Annotated in this window: 14 protein-coding genes and 1 pseudogene; 10 read left to right on the top strand and 5 right to left on the bottom strand. The window is 43.6% G+C overall.

The features are described from left to right. The first annotated feature begins 253 nt into the window (after positions 1-253). The 4 genes and pseudogenes from AC5JPT_RS02165 to AC5JPT_RS02150 form a co-directional block, all read left to right on the top strand. Positions 254-1408 carry an acyl-CoA dehydrogenase family protein gene (locus tag AC5JPT_RS02165; RefSeq protein WP_319051848.1) on the top strand — a complete coding sequence of 385 codons (1155 nt, stop codon included), beginning with the start codon at positions 254-256 and terminating at the stop codon, positions 1406-1408. Positions 1409-1529: 121 nt separating this feature from the next. Next, entirely contained in the window at positions 1530-2780 is a 1251-nt protein-coding gene (locus AC5JPT_RS02160) for an MFS transporter (protein ID WP_493854004.1), read from the top strand. A 311-nt stretch (positions 2781-3091) separates the two neighbouring features. Then, complete coding sequence (locus tag AC5JPT_RS02155) at positions 3092-3937, top strand: IclR family transcriptional regulator (RefSeq protein WP_493853197.1); 846 nt, start codon at positions 3092-3094, stop codon at positions 3935-3937. Positions 3938-3940: 3 nt separating this feature from the next. Then, positions 3941-4255: pseudogene (locus AC5JPT_RS02150) on the top strand (oxidoreductase); the annotation flags it as partial. A gap of 220 nt (positions 4256-4475) precedes the next feature. Here the strand turns inward: AC5JPT_RS02150 and AC5JPT_RS02145 are convergent. From AC5JPT_RS02145 to AC5JPT_RS02125, 5 genes are all read right to left on the bottom strand, one after another. Continuing rightward, positions 4476-5138, bottom strand: a complete 663-nt coding sequence (locus tag AC5JPT_RS02145) for a DUF262 domain-containing protein (protein WP_493856919.1) — start codon at positions 5136-5138, stop codon at positions 4476-4478. Further along, complete coding sequence (locus AC5JPT_RS02140; protein ID WP_493856918.1) at positions 5138-5944, bottom strand: nucleotidyltransferase family protein; 807 nt, start codon at positions 5942-5944, stop codon at positions 5138-5140. The genes AC5JPT_RS02145 and AC5JPT_RS02140 overlap by 1 nt, the downstream gene beginning before the upstream one ends. Before the next feature lie 145 nt (positions 5945-6089). Continuing rightward, on the bottom strand, positions 6090-6371 hold the full coding sequence (locus tag AC5JPT_RS02135; RefSeq protein ID WP_493856917.1) for an OsmC family protein: 282 nt from the start codon (positions 6369-6371) through the stop codon (positions 6090-6092). 6 nt (positions 6372-6377) lie between these two features. Then, positions 6378-6557, bottom strand: coding sequence for a hypothetical protein (locus AC5JPT_RS02130; protein ID WP_493856916.1), 180 nt, complete (start codon positions 6555-6557; stop codon positions 6378-6380). A gap of 240 nt (positions 6558-6797) precedes the next feature. Beyond that, entirely contained in the window at positions 6798-7700 is a 903-nt protein-coding gene (locus AC5JPT_RS02125) for a LysR family transcriptional regulator (protein ID WP_493856915.1), read from the bottom strand. 205 nt (positions 7701-7905) lie between these two features. Here AC5JPT_RS02125 and AC5JPT_RS02120 point away from each other — a divergent pair, with 205 nt between their 5' ends. The 6 genes from AC5JPT_RS02120 to AC5JPT_RS02095 all read left to right on the top strand — a co-directional run bounded on the left by AC5JPT_RS02120 (position 7906) and on the right by AC5JPT_RS02095 (position 16025). Further along, complete coding sequence (locus AC5JPT_RS02120) at positions 7906-8583, top strand: glutathione S-transferase family protein (RefSeq protein WP_493856914.1); 678 nt, start codon at positions 7906-7908, stop codon at positions 8581-8583. Positions 8584-8714: 131 nt separating this feature from the next. After that, on the top strand, positions 8715-9842 hold the full coding sequence (locus AC5JPT_RS02115; protein WP_493843225.1) for a zinc-binding dehydrogenase: 1128 nt from the start codon (positions 8715-8717) through the stop codon (positions 9840-9842). A 423-nt stretch (positions 9843-10265) separates the two neighbouring features. Beyond that, positions 10266-11192, top strand: a complete 927-nt coding sequence (locus AC5JPT_RS02110) for a homocysteine S-methyltransferase family protein (protein WP_493856913.1) — start codon at positions 10266-10268, stop codon at positions 11190-11192. Positions 11193-11815: 623 nt separating this feature from the next. After that, positions 11816-13324, top strand: coding sequence for a glycosyltransferase family 2 protein (locus AC5JPT_RS02105; RefSeq protein WP_493856912.1), 1509 nt, complete (start codon positions 11816-11818; stop codon positions 13322-13324). A 110-nt stretch (positions 13325-13434) separates the two neighbouring features. Next, positions 13435-14733, top strand: a complete 1299-nt coding sequence (locus tag AC5JPT_RS02100) for a glycosyltransferase (protein WP_493856911.1) — start codon at positions 13435-13437, stop codon at positions 14731-14733. Further along, a complete protein-coding gene (locus AC5JPT_RS02095) occupies positions 14733-16025 on the top strand; it encodes a hypothetical protein (RefSeq protein ID WP_493856910.1) in 1293 nt (430 codons plus the stop codon). The genes AC5JPT_RS02100 and AC5JPT_RS02095 overlap by 1 nt, the downstream gene beginning before the upstream one ends. Positions 16026-16042 lie beyond the last annotated feature (17 nt).

The following is a 16042-nucleotide window of genomic DNA, read 5'->3' as shown; positions in this document are numbered from 1 at the left end:
GCAAAAACTGGCTAAAAATCAAAATATTTGTTCAATCTCCTATAAACACCACTTGTATTTAAACCGCAATGCGGTTTTTTAAACCAAAACTATTGTAATTTAATAAATCATCGATTATGCTGTTTACCTAAGACAATTAGATTGTTGTTCAGTATTAATCATATTGTTTATCAAAAACTAAGATTTCTCCCAACTCAGGATGCTTATAAAACCACTACTAAGAGTAGCGGTTAATCAAACAAGGAAGATTCACATGATTAGAGATAAAGAAACCCTCGACCATATCACCCAAACCATTCGTAACTTCGTAAACGATCAACTCGTCCCATTGGAGCATTGGGTGGCAGAAAACGATCGTCTCCCAGAAGAGATTATTGAGCAGATGCGTGAGCTGGGGCTTTTTGGACTGACTATTCCTGAAGAGTACGGCGGACTGGGTGTCACGATGGAAGAAGAGGTTACATTGGCGTTTGAACTAGGCCGCACCTCCCCTGCGTTTCGCTCGCTTATAGGGACCAATAACGGTATCGGCTCATCTGGACTGGTGATCGACGGTACTGAAGCGCAAAAGCAGAAATACTTACCTAGGTTGGCCAGCGGTGAGATTATCGGTTCGTTTTGTTTGACTGAGCCGGAGTCAGGCTCAGATGCGGCGTCACTGAAGACGACTGCTATAAAAGATGGCGATACTTATATCATCAACGGTACCAAGCGCTATATCACCAATGCCCCGCAGGCTGGCATATTTACCGTCATGGCACGCACAGATCCACAAAACAAACGTTCTGGCGGGATTTCAGCGTTTATCGTTGAGAGTGACACACCTGGTATTACCTTGGGCAAGATAGACAAAAAAATGGGGCAAAAAGGCGCGCATACCTGCGATGTGATCTTTGATAATTGTGTGGTACCAGCAGACGCGCTGATTGGAGGTGTTGAAGGTGTTGGGTTTAAGACCGCCATGAAAGTGCTTGATAAAGGTCGCCTACATATTGCCGCCGCCAGTACTGGTGCTGCCACTCGTATGTTGGACGATGCCCTACACTATGCCGTCGATCGCAAGCAGTTTGGTCAGCCTATCGCCAGTTTTCAGCTGATCCAAGGCATGCTTGCTGACTCAAAAGCAGAGATATATGCGGCGCGTTCTATGGTACTAGATGCCTCACGTCTACGCGATGAGGGCAAAGACGTCGTCACCGAATCATCGTGTGCCAAGATGTTTGCCACCGAGATGTGTGGCCGCGTGGCTGACAGAGCCGTCCAGATTCATGGCGGCGCAGGCTATATCGCTGACTACGGTATCGAGCGTTTTTACCGTGATGTGCGTCTGTACCGTTTGTATGAAGGTACCACTCAGATCCAGCAAGTTATCATCGCTCGCAACATGATCAAAGAAGCCAGCGAGTAGGCTTGGTTGATCATCGATATGTATCGCGGTATTGGCTAGGATGCCGGTACCGTCTTTTTTTGTACTTCGTTACTCTTTTGTTCTCACAACGATAAGGATATACATTGTGAAAAGTGCTGTTATGACGTCAGATCCAAGCGCAAGCGCTGTCCAAAAACAACCTTGGAAACTGGCCTTTGTATTTTGTTTTTTGGTTCTGTTATGTGATGGGGCTGATATTGGTATTCTCGCCTTTACCTTATCCAGCCTAAAACTGGAGTTTGCATTGACCAATGTACAAGCAGGGGCGCTTGGTAGTTGGTCTTTATTTGGTATGGCTATCGGTGGGTTTTTTGGTGGCTGGGCTTGCGATCGGTTTGGCCGAGTGCGGGTGATCGTTCTGGCTACTGGGATGTTTTCAATCTTGTCTGGTTTTAGTGGCATGGTACAGAGCTACGAGCAGTTTATAGCCTTACGAACCTTTGCTTGCTTGGGTCTGGGTAGTCTTTATATCGCTACAAACACGCTGATGTCAGAGATGGTGCCTACCAAGCATCGTACTACCGTCCTTGCTGCCTTAATGACTGGATTTACTTTAGGCTCATTGGTTATCACCAGTGTATCCGCTTGGATCATCCCCAGTTATGGTTGGCGTACACTATATCTATTGACTTTCTTACCCCTTATCCTCGCCGTTGCGATGTACTTTCTTGTCCCTGAACCTCAATCTTGGAAAGACGCTCGAGCGTTGAAGTTGAGCGGCGCACAAGATCCACTCAAAAAAGCAGAGAACCCCTACAAGGCGATATTAGACAACCCAAAACACCGTATCATGTTTATTCTGTGGTCGATGAGTTCAGGGCTCTTACTGTTCGGTTATTTTGGCGTGAGCAACTGGCTGCCCTCTTACCTAGAGACCGAGCTTGGGATTAAGTTTAAAGAAATGGCACTATATATGGCCGGTACGTACTTGACCATGATGTTTGCCAAAGTAGTAGCAGGATATATGGCAGACAAAATCGGTCGCAAAATCGTCTTTGCCTTTGGCACCATGGGTACCGCACTCTTTATTCCTATCTTGGTCTATATGCATACCCCAGCCAACATTGGTTGGCTCATGATTACCTTTGGTTTCTTGTATGGTATTCCTTATGCGATTAACGCCACTTATTTAACCGAAAGCTTCCCTACTGCTATTCGCGGTACAGCCATTGGTGGCGCGTTCAATATCGGTCGCTTGGGTTCTGTGATTGCCCCTGTTGCGATTGGTTATATGGCGATGCACAACTCTATCGGTGCTGGTCTCCTATTAATGGCAGGTGCTTATTTCTTATGTGGTCTTATCCCAACGCTATTCATCAAAGAAAAGCAGTATGACCCGCAACAAGCTTAGACGCACTTTGAGTTTAGGCGCACATTTAGTGACGCCTTTAGTAGCCACTTTAGCAACCTCCTTTAGTAGCTTATGTCGCTACCACTCATACCGCATAGCGAAACAATCTATACATATCGTGCTATGCTAAGCGTTCAATGATAACTTATTATAGTATAATTGAAGGGATAAACTGCCCTCAGCACATGACTATAGGCTGATGCTATCAGTCACTGTAGCAGTCAATATGAGTGACCGTATTGGCTCATAGATGCGCTAGGTAGTGAAATTATGATGTTTGTACGGACTTAATTGGGAATAGTAGACTGCATATGACGAATGATACCCTTGCCAATGAAGATGCCAACACTGAGATGCATATCGAGCTGTTAGAACCCATTGCAGAGATGCGTGACAAAAATGACAGACAGTTTGTCACCGCGCTCGCTCGAGGGCTAGAACTGCTGCGCTGTTTTACGCCGCAGCGTCCCTATCTGGGCAATCAAGACTTAAGCCAGCTGACAGGACTGCCCAAAGGGACTATTACCCGTCTAACTTATACCCTAGTCAAGTTGGGCTATCTAAAGCAATCTACCAATAGCAGTAAGTACCAGCTCTCAACAGGCGTACTTGGTTTTGGTTATACGATGATGACCAATATCTCTATCAACAATCTTGCTACCCCTTATATGGAAGAGTTGGCAGATTATGCCAATAGCGCTGTTGCTATGGCGACTCGCGATCGGCTGATGATGGTTTATCTCAATGTGGTCCAAGGTGCCGGTAGCACTACCATGCAGCGCAACGTCGGCTCTTATTTACCTATTCATTTAAGCTCAATGGGGCGAGCCTGCCTAGCCAGTATGCCACCTGCTGAGCAAGAGTTTATCTTGAATGCTATTCGTAGTAAGTATAAGGATGATTGGCTCAAAATCAGACGAGGATTAGATAAAGCCTTTCAAGATTACGAAGAGTACGGCTATTGTTTTTCGATTAGTGAATGGCAAAAGGATGTCAACGCGGTGGCTATTGCACTGATGCATCCGACAGAAGGCTTGCTCACCTTTAACTGCGGCGCGCCCAGTTTTATCCTGAGCCGCACTAAGCTAGAAGAAGACATTGCCCCTCGTCTGCTGCATATGAAAAATATGATTGAGAGTAATTTGTATATTAGTTAGCATCATTTAAATGTGAGTACCGCAGGACTGAGCCCACAGCAGCAAATCCCTGTGGAAGCGAACTTCCAAGTGCCTTTTGCTGCCGCGATAAAAGAAGCGGTGGATATACCCGTCATCGCGGTGGGCTTAATCACCGAGGCCGAGCAAGCGCAAAGCATCATCACCGAGCAGCAAGCGGACGCGGTTGCCTTGGCACGTGGTATCCTCTATGACCCGCACTGGCCGTGGCACGCGGCGGCCGAGCTTGGCGCAACCGTCAAAGCGACCAAACAATATCTGCGCTCAAGCCCGCATGGCAAGCCGTCTCCGATAGAATAAGTGTATAGATAGTACTGGCTCAATGGGTTATGACCGATTGAGCTTTGTTGTTTTGCACACTTGAAAGAGAAGTAAGGGTTTATACCTTTTCAGTGCTTAGGGTCAGCTCAGTGCCAAAAGTGGGCTGTGGTAATGCCCTGCTAAGAGGAAAAATAGTGGTTGGCTAAAATCGAAAATCGATGTCCAACAGTTATTTTTTCATTTAAGTAACTTGTTAGATTTATTTTGACTTTTTTACATTATCTATTTCTGCTTTACTCAGTGAGATGCCTGACATGTTTAACCTCATAAATATTTCTCGAATTTCATTATTATCCACGTCTGATATCACTTGCACTGGAACTTGATAATCTTGAAATCTTTTATGAACAGCATTGAGCTTTTTCATCAATTCTATTCTTTCTTTTTCATCAAAGCTTGCGAACCTAATCTGTGCATCCATAAATGCATTAGAATTGAAAATATCTGATATATTGATTATATATCGTGAATTTCTATCATTTTTTTCAAAAGTAAATTTTCCAATATTTACTTGATAATAAAGATCTAACTGTAGATTTCCTGATCTCAGAATATTGTAGAGCGCAGATAATCGTTGTGTTCCATCAATAATCCAAAGAGTCGATTTATTTGAATAACCATTATTCTCAGGGTTTGGAAAGTATGAGTTTTCGCTTAATGAATGTGAAAAATCTATAGCGTCACCTTTTATGGCTATTATTGTTCCTATAGGATATCCCATGTCAATACTTTCAAATAATTTTTTGATAAGCTCCTTTTCCCAAACAAAACCACGATTGAATGCTGGAGTTGAAATACTACCATTCTCCATTTTATGAATAAGTTCAATTAACGAATAACTAGAAATATAATTTAAAGCCATTATTTACACTCCTCTGGTGAATCATCTTTCATTACACTATCTCTGGATTCAAGAATTACTGATTCGAGTAAATGGAGAGTGTGACTTAGGTAGCCAACTTTGAATTTACTAGAGGAAAATTCCCATTTCCACTTACCATCATCGCTAGTGTCCTTTAGTCTCTGACTTTCATAGAATTTATGAGTTAGACTTCTGAGGACTTCTTGTAGTTGAGTCGTTATTTGAATTTCAATTTCAATTAGAACATCAAACCTTTCCCAATCTAAATTAAATATGGAAACGGGAAACTTCACATAGACATGATAAGCATAATAGCCATCATCTCTTTCTTGGGTATATTGTCGCGATTCTAGCCCTAACGCTTTAGCATAATTCTCAATCGAATCGGCTACGAATGCAGGCCCATCAATGAAACGGCAAACTAAACTTCCACGAACTAAATCATTTAAATGAGTGTAGATAGTATGTTGATCAACCCAGCCTTGATCAGGCTGTTGAGGAAATTCTCTATTCCAAAGGATGTTGAAACGATATGTTTTTTCAACTGTTGATTCAAATGGTTTAATAAGAAGTTTCGGCTCCTCATTATCCATAAAGAGAGCTGTCTTAGTTTTTACTTCATATTCTTTTTGCCAATCTTTAGATATATTTGAAAAACCAACAAAAAACTGATGTTCTGAAACAGAATTAAATATATTATTCATATTTGTATCATAAACACTTTCTGTTTTTTGATCATCAAAAGAAGTATCAAGATTATTTTTAGCCCACTCTAAATACTCCTTCACATCTTTCGGCTTACTCATACTATCTCCCTTTTAAACCTCACAGCTTATTGAAAACCTTTTTGGGGCGATTATAACACCTCAAAACGATATATATCACGTACTCCAATAATTTCAACAGTAATTATCTTTGAAAATTATTGAAATAGCCAAAAGTCATAGTTTGTTAAACCACAATCTCAGTCACCACCTCAGTTTTCACCGAGTTGGCGATAAAGCATAGCTCATGCGCTTGATGATGCATTTTTTCCAGCTGCGCCATGGTCGGCTGCTTATCACCTGAGAATGTGACCTGCGGTTTTAGGATGACTTTGGTCATTGAGACTTTACCGGCGCTGTCTTTTTCCATCATACCGACCGAATTGTCTATATATGAATCGATCACATATTTTCTTTTTGCGGCAATAGATAAAAAGAACAGCATATGACAGCTTGACAGAGAAGCCACAAAAGCCTATTCAGGATCGACATTGGCCTCAACAGAGTACGGTAAGGGCACGACATGAGGAGAAGATGACGCTTGGACAACGACGCCATCATCAAAATGCCATTCGTGCCCTCGGCTATATTTATTATCAATATAACTTTCTTGGCTATCTCTCGCCCAGTTGATTGTGGCAAAATACTCTGACATTTGCACTCCTTATTAAAAGTAGCCTAAAGCTTTCGTGTTGATGCGACTCGCAGCTTATATTGCATCATCACCTATCGTTTTTAGGCAACACATGTTAAGTATTTACAGACTACCACCATATTTTCTAGGTACCAAATCCTCTTATCGATATTTGCTCGTATCAATCAGACACATAGAATATTTAATTCTGCACAAATTAATTTAATTTTTGCTTAGGCTATTTATTTAGACTGACACCCGCTACCCTTCTTTTATTTTCTCCACCAAAAAATCCACCGCCGCCTTTACTTTGGGTACTAGGTAGCGCTGTTTTTGATACAGCAGATAAACCGCCATGTCAGAATGCTGAGTGATGGCTAACTTGTGTTCGAAGTTTAACTCTTGCAGTGCGCCTGACTCAAAATACGACGCCAGCGCCCATCGGGTTGACATTAATATACCTTCGCCATTACTGGCTTTTTGTGCCAGCCATGGTCCGTTATTTGAGATCGCAACCGCAGGCCCTGAGACATCGTGCCACTGATCATCTACATGACACAGCCACGGTGTTGGGCCGTTTGGCGCTTTAAAATACAGACCACGATGATCCTTGAGTTCCATCACATGCTTGGGAGTACCATGCTGCTCTAGGTAGCTAGGAGAGGCAACGGGAATAAAGCTATTGTCCATAAGCCTGATAGCCAGCACACGTTCGTTTGGCGCGTAGCCACCGCGAATCGCAATATCAACGTCATCACGTCCGAGTGCCGATAGCTCGTCACTCAAGCTGACATCCAATATAATCTGAGGATATAGAGCACTAAAATCATCCAATAAAGGCAGCAGTATCCTCTCCCCAAACCCTACCATCGAGCTGATACGCAGACGCCCCATTGGCGTTGTTTGGTAACTCCGAACCGTTTCTTTGCTTTGCTCGAGTTGATTCAGTATGTGCTGCACATCATTGTAGTAGACATGCCCCACTTCGGTCAGCTTAACCATTCGGGTCGAACGCTGTAATAGAGTCGCCCCCAAACTCTTCTCCAAATCAGACACGCGTCTCGATAGTGAGGATGGCGGTACGTCGAATGCCTTTGCAGCCTTGGTAAAGCTCCCTGTTTCGACCACTTTACTGAAATATCGTATTGCACGTAATTGATCCAACTAACTTCTCCATTCACTATCTAAGCTTGAGTAGCCAAGTATTTTGGCTTTATTGTTGTCTTAAAAGCAATAGTGATTGACGTTTTATCCTATATATAACCATGTTAAAACCAGTAATAATGTGGTTAACTTGAGCGTCACGACTAAAACGCGATTAAAACACGACTAAAAATAACCCATCACGTCAATAACGGAAGAATGACATATGATTACTTTGCACGGTTTTGCTGCAAGCAACTATTACAACATCGTCAAACATACCCTACTGTACAAACAGATACCTTTTGAAGAAAACTTAATCTTCGCTGGTAGCGACGAGCTACTTTCAGTCAGCCCCGTGGGTAAAGTACCAGCCATCACCACTGATGACGGACTCAATATTTCAGAGTCGAGCGTGATTTGTGATTTTATCGAAGAGACTCACCCTGATATGCCGCTATACCCTGCAGATGCTGGTGAGCGTGCTGTCGTACGTCAAATCATGAAAATAGCAGAGCTTTACTTCGAGCTGCCAAGTCGCCGACTCATACCGTATGTATTTTCGGGTGCTGCAGCGCCTGAGCCACTCAAAGCTGAAGTACGCCAAGTGTTGGAGCGCGGTATCGGCGCTTTAAATAGCTTGTGCCAGTTCTCACCTTGGATTGCAGGCGAGCAGTTCACCATGGCTGACATCTACGTCCACTATGTGAACCTTATTGTTAATACCTTTGCCTCAAGCCAGCTCGAATGGGATGTACTGGCACAAATCCCTGGTATGAAAGAGTGGAGCACCTCTATGAGTCAGTCTGATATTGCCCAGACTGTCGAAAAAGATCGTTTGGCAAATATGCCTGAATTTATGCAGCATGTACAAGCTCAGATACAAGCGACCCAAGCTAAATAAAGTATGAAAGTAATGAGCAACAAAAACACCCACTATTAAAATAAGTGCGTTGATTAAACAACACTCAAAACCTAACCAACACACTAATATGAGTGGTCCAATACCTATAATTATTTGCAGGAGCAAATCTTATGACTGATAAAAATATCCAACTGACCTCGACCGTTAGTGATGACAATAAACTGACCCTAGCGCTACAAGATATCGAAATGCCAACACCTGGTGCAGATGAAGTCGTTGTGCGCATTGAAGCCGCCCCATTGAACCCTTCTGACTTTGGGGTGATGTTCAGCGCCGCTGATATGTCAACTGCTGTGCAGTCAGGCACCGAGCAAAGCCCAGTCGTTACTGCCGATATACCCGCCAAATTCATGCCATCGCTGAAAACACGTGTCAATGAAGACACTCCAGTAGGTAATGAAGGCGCCGGTACCGTCGTTGCAGCAGGGTCGTCAGAGGCGGCACAAGCATTGATGGGTAAGATGGTTGCTGTGATCGGCGGTGGTACTTATCGCCAATATCACTGCGTCAATGTGAAAAGCTGCCTTGAACTAAAAGAAGGCACGACTGCCAAAGAAGGTGCGTCTTCTTTTGTGAACCCACTTACTGCCCTAGCAATGGTCGAAACCATGCGCGCTGAAGGTCACAAAGCCATCATTCATGCCGCCGCTGCCTCTAGCCTAGGTCAAATGCTCAACCGTATCTGTATGGCAGATGGTATCGATTTGATCAACATCGTGCGTAAAGAAGAACAAGAGAAACTACTGCGTGATATGGGCGCAAAGTACGTGGTCAACTCAAGCAATGATACGTTCTTGAAAGATTTGACAGCAGCGATTGTTGAAACAGGGGCTACTATTTCATTTGACCCTGTGGGCGGCGGTCAATTGACCAGCGATATCCTAAACTGCATGGAAGCGGCCATCACCCGCGATGTGGAAGAGTACAGCGTATACGGCTCAAACACCTTCAAACAAGCCTATATTTACGGCGCTCTTAACCGTGGACCTATCACGCTAAATCGTAACTTTGGTTTTGCTTGGGGTGTTAATGGTTTCTTACTATTCAATGCACTCGGCAAACTAGGTACCAAAACCGTTATGTCGATGCGTCAAAGAGTTGCAGAAGAAATCACCACCACGTTTGCAAGCAGCTATACCCATGAGGTGACGCTAGAAGAAGCATTGCAGTTAAAATCAATCGCCACTTATGGCAAGCAAGCCACTGGTGAGAAGTACTTGATCACACCACAAGGTTAATCACATCTATATATTAAGCCCCTAGCAATAGGTTGCTACCTATAGAGAGTGAAACGATACACCTAAAGTGAGATAAGGCAGATACTGATCATAGTATCTGCCTTATTTTGTGTTTGGATTAAAAATTCCTTAACACTGTCCTACTTTAAAACTTTCTTACTCTAACGCTGTCTTATGCGCTCAATCAACCAAACAGCGTCGACATGACAAGTCGGCATAACAAGTTTAACCAAGCACTTCTCATCGCCATTTTACTGTAACCAGCGTCATACTATCTTTGAAAAACCATCCGTTAACATTCTTACCAAACTATTGGTTGCATCTATTGCATATAGCGCCTAGTATTTCGCCCCGTCAAAACACTCTATTTTTTAAGATACAGACTCAGTAGATATATACATTTATTATCAAGAAGGATGCGTTATGCCAACCAAAAAAACCACAATTATCGATGGCGGCATGGGACGAGAATTAGCGAAGCGCGGCGCACCGTTTCGTCAACCTGAATGGTCAGCACTGGCGATGATAGAAGCGCCCGAAGTCGTTCGCGACGTACACCGCGCTTATATCAAAAGCGGCGCCGATGTTATCACCACCAACAGCTACGCTCTTGTGCCCTTTCATATTGGCGCAGAACGCTTTGCGCAGCAGGGGCAAGAGTTAGCCGCATCAGCAGGCGAAATGGCACGTGCAGCAGTTATCCTAGAAGGCACTACAACCCAAGTAGCAGGGTCTATCCCGCCATTATTTGGCTCTTACCGTGCCGATTTGTTTGATGCTGACCATGTAGAAGACATTGCGGCTCCGCTTATAAATGGATTGAGCCCGTATGTAGATTTTTGGCTCGCTGAAACACAAAGTCTGATCGCAGAATCTATCGCTGTTCGTGAATTACTAAGTACGCTAGACACAGATAATAAGCCAATATGGATTGCTTTTACTTTAGAAGATAACGTGGATATCGATGTACCACGCCTGCGTTCAGGAGAGACGGTAGCAGAAGCAGTTGCGGCAATGGCAGACCGCGACGTCGAAGCGATCCTGTTTAACTGCTGTCAGCCTAATGTTATCGATCAAGCATTAGATGTTGCCCAAAGCACGTTGCGAGATAAAAATGCGACCCATATTGAGCTTGGTGCCTATGCCAATGCCTTTCCGCCGCAACCGAAAAACGCCGCGGCAAATGATACACTCAATCAGGTACGTGATGACCTAACGCCACCTGCCTATCTGCATTGGGCACAAAAATGGCAAGCACAAGGTGCCTCATTGATCGGAGGCTGCTGCGGTATTGGTCCTGAGCATATTCAGGAGTTGAGCAGCTACTTTTCGGGTACGCCTTCTGCATAGATACAACACCCCTTAAGCACAATGCTATTGAGTATGACTCTCTACAATTCACAATATCTATAATATCGAAGCTGATTACCCTCACTGCCATCACGGTCAGCCTAATGGTTAGATCGATGGCAGTATAGATATTTTGGCTGATGACAAGATGTGCTTAAAGTGGCAAGTGCCAGTATTTTAGCTTTCATTATAGCTTTTGATAAACACTACAATAATTATTCCGATATTTCTCACTAACTGATGCTGCCTGCCTAACAACCCTTTTACTCTTGCATCTCTCACAAACTCAACGCTATAACCTAGAACTTCAATACACCTTCCTCTACATAGCTTGATTCCCTATAGACCAACTTTTTATAGATCAATTTTCTATAGACCAACTTCCTGTTTTTCTATTTGACCAAACATCGACTGTCGTCCAGTCATATTACACAGACTTACACCGTTAATTCACCATAAACAATTATCGGCTAAATAGTTACCTAATTTTGTATTAGTATTCATTGATATTGATTGAGTCGTTGGAGATACACACCCCTACCTTTGCTACAAGCACACAATTTCTATAAAAGCTCTATTTCTTTATATAACTTTCACCTGCTTCATATGCCTAAGGACTAGATATGACTGCCAAACCAGAAGCTTTGACAACAGCAATGCTCAGTTTTCAATTGATGACGCGGGCTGAGCCTCCAGAGCTAGTTATTGCCACTATCAAGTCTTTATTAGCAGTCAAAAACGTTCACGATGAAATACTTATTATCGATAACAACAATACAGAGTCGGCGCTATATGAGCCCTTAGCAGCATTTTGTAACGGCTTGGATGATGCGCTAAATGTTCATTTTTATCATGTCGATCATGTCGCAGGATTTAAGGCAGGGGCTTTGAACTTAGCACTGGGGTTGATGGATCCGAGATGTACTCATATTGTCGTTGTCGATAGTGATTATCAGGCATTACCACATGCTAGACATGCTATCGCGCAAGCTATCGCACAGCACCCTGACCATACGCTACTCCAGTTTCCGCAGTTCTATCGTAATGAGGGACAAGTAGATGCCCATAGTGAGTTAAATCATTACTTTAATCATCACTTATATCGACCTTTTAATCGTACACGTGCTTTATCAACGGGTACGTACGCAGTGATTCGGCGTTCAGATCTTCTGACCATAGGTGGCTGGTCAGGGGCGTCTATTACTGAAGATGCTCAGATGGGCGTCCTCATGCATCGACAGGGGTTTCGCAGTCAGTTCATACCAGAGGTGATTGCCACAGGTCTACTGCCCAATACACTACATGATCTCATCTGTCAGCGACGACGCTGGATATATGGCAATATGCAAGTGCTTACTGATTATCTATCAACGCCACACTCTTCTCAATCAACACCTCCTTCTAAATACAAAAGCATTGGTGACCATCTAGCATACATACGGGCTCATCTGTCTCAGCTGAGCGCTTGGGTAAATTTCACAGGATTTTTTATCCTTTTGCATGTTTGCTCTTTGTTTTTAATCGCCAATCTAGTCCTGATGGGTGATTCTAATATGGCTATGCTTGCCCCTTTGTATCTGGTCTATGCAGGGTATGCATTTTTTATCGTCAGGCGTCTATGGGCATACTGCCGTGATCAAACGCCTTTGAATAAACAACTAGACCGCAGTCATCAACCACGCTTTGTAAAAGGCGTACGAGCCTGGCTGATGCACTTAAATTTTTGGGAGATTGGTGCATTATCATGGCTACCTGTGTTGTGGGGTCAAAACAAACCGTTTGTCTGTACACCAAAACACAAGGACGTCCGTAGCCGTTATTCGTTACTTCTAAAAAACATCACAGCCTTACCAAAATTACTGCTGATCGTAAATATCATTACCGCAGTGGCTGTTGCCCCGTTCTCACCGCTTTACTCCCCTGTCTTATTCATATGTGCCATGCTGGTTTGTATTTTAAAACTTGCAGCAGCCAGTGTAGCCATAAACAATTTTACTGATATCGCATCAGGCACGCCTAGTATGAATGAAACGCTCAAGTACACCTTCAGAACAGCGCATGATAGGAACAGAGTCGTAACCACTTCTTATATGTCAGCGTTATTCAAAGACAAAAAAACCATCGACTCATAGAGGTGGATTTTAAGCATTATTAGCTTGTTTTTTACTATTTGTATATTAGGGCTACTGTGTATCGTCTTACCGATAGCCAAAACGTTTATCATTATAAAGGTCTTAATAACATGACTCGGTCTTCAACCTCGCCATTACGTATCGCTATCATTGCGCACTCACTGTACCCTATTGCCCAGCCCTATGCGGGTGGTCTAGAGATGATCACCCAACTCATTTGCGATGAACTGGTGGCACAAGGGCATGACGTACTACTTTATGCGCACGAAGATAGCGAGACCAACGCAACGCTGGTACCATTATTGACTCGTCATGAATTTGATGACATGGTCTATGACAATGAGCACGAAGCAGTAGCGATGGATCGCGAGGAGATGTATCAGTATCTTGCTTATCAGATAGCCCTACGAGATATCATCGAACGTGACGAGCGCGGTGAAATCGATATCGTACACAACCACAGTTTGCATCACATCCCAATGATGACAGGTCAAGCGCTTGGCAAAAGATTTTTTACCACTTTTCATACGCCTATCTTCCCGCAACTGCGGTTAGCACTTTTGACCCTTCGTGCTGGTACAGCCACTCAATTTACAGCCGTGAGCAACCACCAACAGCAACTATTTTCTGAGTTTGTCCCCTCACACACCGTTTATAACGGTATCGACGTCGAGTCTTTTGTTGCCAATACTGAATCGAGTAAAAATAGTGATAACGAAACCTATTTCTGGTATGGACGTATCTGCCCCGAAAAAGGCACTCACTTAGCCATGCAGTATTGCCTAGAAGCAGGAAAAAATCTCGTCATTGCAGGACCTAAAAGCAACGAAGCGTACTTCGATCAATATGTAGCTCCCTTATTATCTAAAGATAGTGAACGTGGCAATAACAAGCTATTTAGCTACGTCGGTCATGCCACTAAAGACGAAATTAATCACTATTTGTGTCAAGCCACTGCCATGCTGTTCACCAGTACTTGGGACGAGCCTTATGGATTGATCTTGGCTGAGAGTTTGGCATGTGGTACGCCAGTGATTGGTTTTGATGTTGGCGCCAGTGCCGAAATTATTACCTCAGATACCGGCATTATTGTACCTAAAGGCGACAAAGCTGCTTTTATTAATGGCTTTTCTATGATCAAGCAAATATCACGTAAGGCTTGTCGCAAACGCGCATTGAAATTCTGTTCTGTGGCTGCCATGGTCGAAGGCTACTTGGCACTTTATAAAACAGCGCTAAAAAACGACAGTTCCATAAAAGATTATCAGAGCGCTGATAGTAGTGATCAAACCATTAACCATCAAATGCAGTCTGATATGGTGCATGACTCTTTTAAAGTTTCTAATGATGACGCTCATTCATCCGTTGTAACAGACCATGAGCTGGTCAGTATTGCAGGAGGAGCATAATGCGTATCGGCTATTATGCTCATCATCATGGCTCAGGACACTGCCGACAAGCCGACAAACTCGCAGCGCTACTACCTGATGATGTCAAAGAACAAATGATAGTATTCACAAGCTTAGAAGCAGATACTTATCGCTTTACTTCGATCAATGAGCAGCAGATCATGCGGCTGTACCCAGAAGATGAGCGTCGTGATGACGTGCTAACAGGACGGGCTGGAGAATACTGGAAACCTGCAGGTCTGCACTACTCTCCTGTAGGTAATACTGATATTCAAAGACGCAGCCATCAAATACTCGATGCTATTCATCACTATGATATTGATCTCATGATTATTGATGTCAGTGCCGAAATCGCTATGTTATGCCGCGTGTCCAGTGTCCCTTATCTGTATGTTAGACTGCCGGGTATCCGCGATGATACTGCCCATCTAGAGACATTCGCGGGCGCGCTTGCCCTGCTGGCACCTTATCCTCAGAGCCTGGAATCCACTCATACTGCTGGTTGGGTCTGCGATAAGACGCTATATCTTGATTTTATCTATACACACAACACCCAGTCACACACTCGTGAAGACTTTATAGACATACTGACGCAGCTAGACACGGATAAGGGTCTCTCTACAACAGTTAAATCTAGTAAACCTGCATCAATATATGAGTCCGAGCATACAGTCTCGCAAACGCCTGTAGCGACCATTCAGCCTATCGTCACAGTTATAAAAGGCTATGGTGGACATCAATTAATCGATGAAAAATTGCCTGAACTTCGTGAATTACTGCCTCACGCACTGATTGTCTCTCTTGGTCCTATTGATGATGATAAACGAGGTTATGTCGATATCTCAGGGCAAGTAGATGACGTCACACCATTTGTTAATCATAGCGATTATTTGATTATGGCATGCGGCTTGAATGCCGTGGCGCAGGCGTATCATTGTGCAACCCCTCTTATCGTGATACCTGACGACCGACCACATCAAGAACAAGTGGTCATGGCACAGGCATTAGTCGCCCAAGACAAGGCATTGAACTGGGAGCAGTTTAAAGCCCTAATGATATCTCAAAATAATCAATCTGAATGTTTTGATACTATGAGTCAAGCTATGAGCCACGCACCAGAAAAACAATATAGCGAACCAGTGAGTGATGACGAGATCGATGAGACCCTTGTATTAATGGCTGCTCAAGCTTTTATGGATAGTCTATGCGCTTATCCTAGTACGAAACTCTGGTTTGAGGATTGGCTACTTACCAAAATCAAATCAAAGCCTGGATCAACTCATAAGCAATGATATGTCAAACACGACAA

The organism is Psychrobacter sp. H26 (assembly GCF_059073035.1).
Note: the sequence above shows the minus strand (reverse complement) of the source record. Positions and strands in the feature narration are given on the sequence as shown.

Excerpts from the sequence above, each read along its gene's own strand:
- AC5JPT_RS02165 (WP_319051848.1), top strand. The coding sequence starts at position 254 with ATGATTAGAGATAAAGAAACCCTCGACCATATCACCCAAACCATTCGT.
- AC5JPT_RS02160 (WP_493854004.1), top strand. The coding sequence starts at position 1,530 with ATGACGTCAGATCCAAGCGCAAGCGCTGTCCAAAAACAACCTTGGAAA.
- AC5JPT_RS02155 (WP_493853197.1), top strand. The coding sequence starts at position 3,092 with ATGACGAATGATACCCTTGCCAATGAAGATGCCAACACTGAGATGCAT.
- AC5JPT_RS02145 (WP_493856919.1), bottom strand. The coding sequence starts at position 5,138 with ATGGCTTTAAATTATATTTCTAGTTATTCGTTAATTGAACTTATTCAT.
- AC5JPT_RS02140 (WP_493856918.1), bottom strand. The coding sequence starts at position 5,944 with ATGAGTAAGCCGAAAGATGTGAAGGAGTATTTAGAGTGGGCTAAAAAT.
- AC5JPT_RS02130 (WP_493856916.1), bottom strand. The coding sequence starts at position 6,557 with ATGTCAGAGTATTTTGCCACAATCAACTGGGCGAGAGATAGCCAAGAA.
- AC5JPT_RS02120 (WP_493856914.1), top strand. The coding sequence starts at position 7,906 with ATGATTACTTTGCACGGTTTTGCTGCAAGCAACTATTACAACATCGTC.
- AC5JPT_RS02115 (WP_493843225.1), top strand. The coding sequence starts at position 8,715 with ATGACTGATAAAAATATCCAACTGACCTCGACCGTTAGTGATGACAAT.
- AC5JPT_RS02110 (WP_493856913.1), top strand. The coding sequence starts at position 10,266 with ATGCCAACCAAAAAAACCACAATTATCGATGGCGGCATGGGACGAGAA.
- AC5JPT_RS02105 (WP_493856912.1), top strand. The coding sequence starts at position 11,816 with ATGACTGCCAAACCAGAAGCTTTGACAACAGCAATGCTCAGTTTTCAA.
- AC5JPT_RS02100 (WP_493856911.1), top strand. The coding sequence starts at position 13,435 with ATGACTCGGTCTTCAACCTCGCCATTACGTATCGCTATCATTGCGCAC.
- AC5JPT_RS02095 (WP_493856910.1), top strand. The coding sequence starts at position 14,733 with ATGCGTATCGGCTATTATGCTCATCATCATGGCTCAGGACACTGCCGA.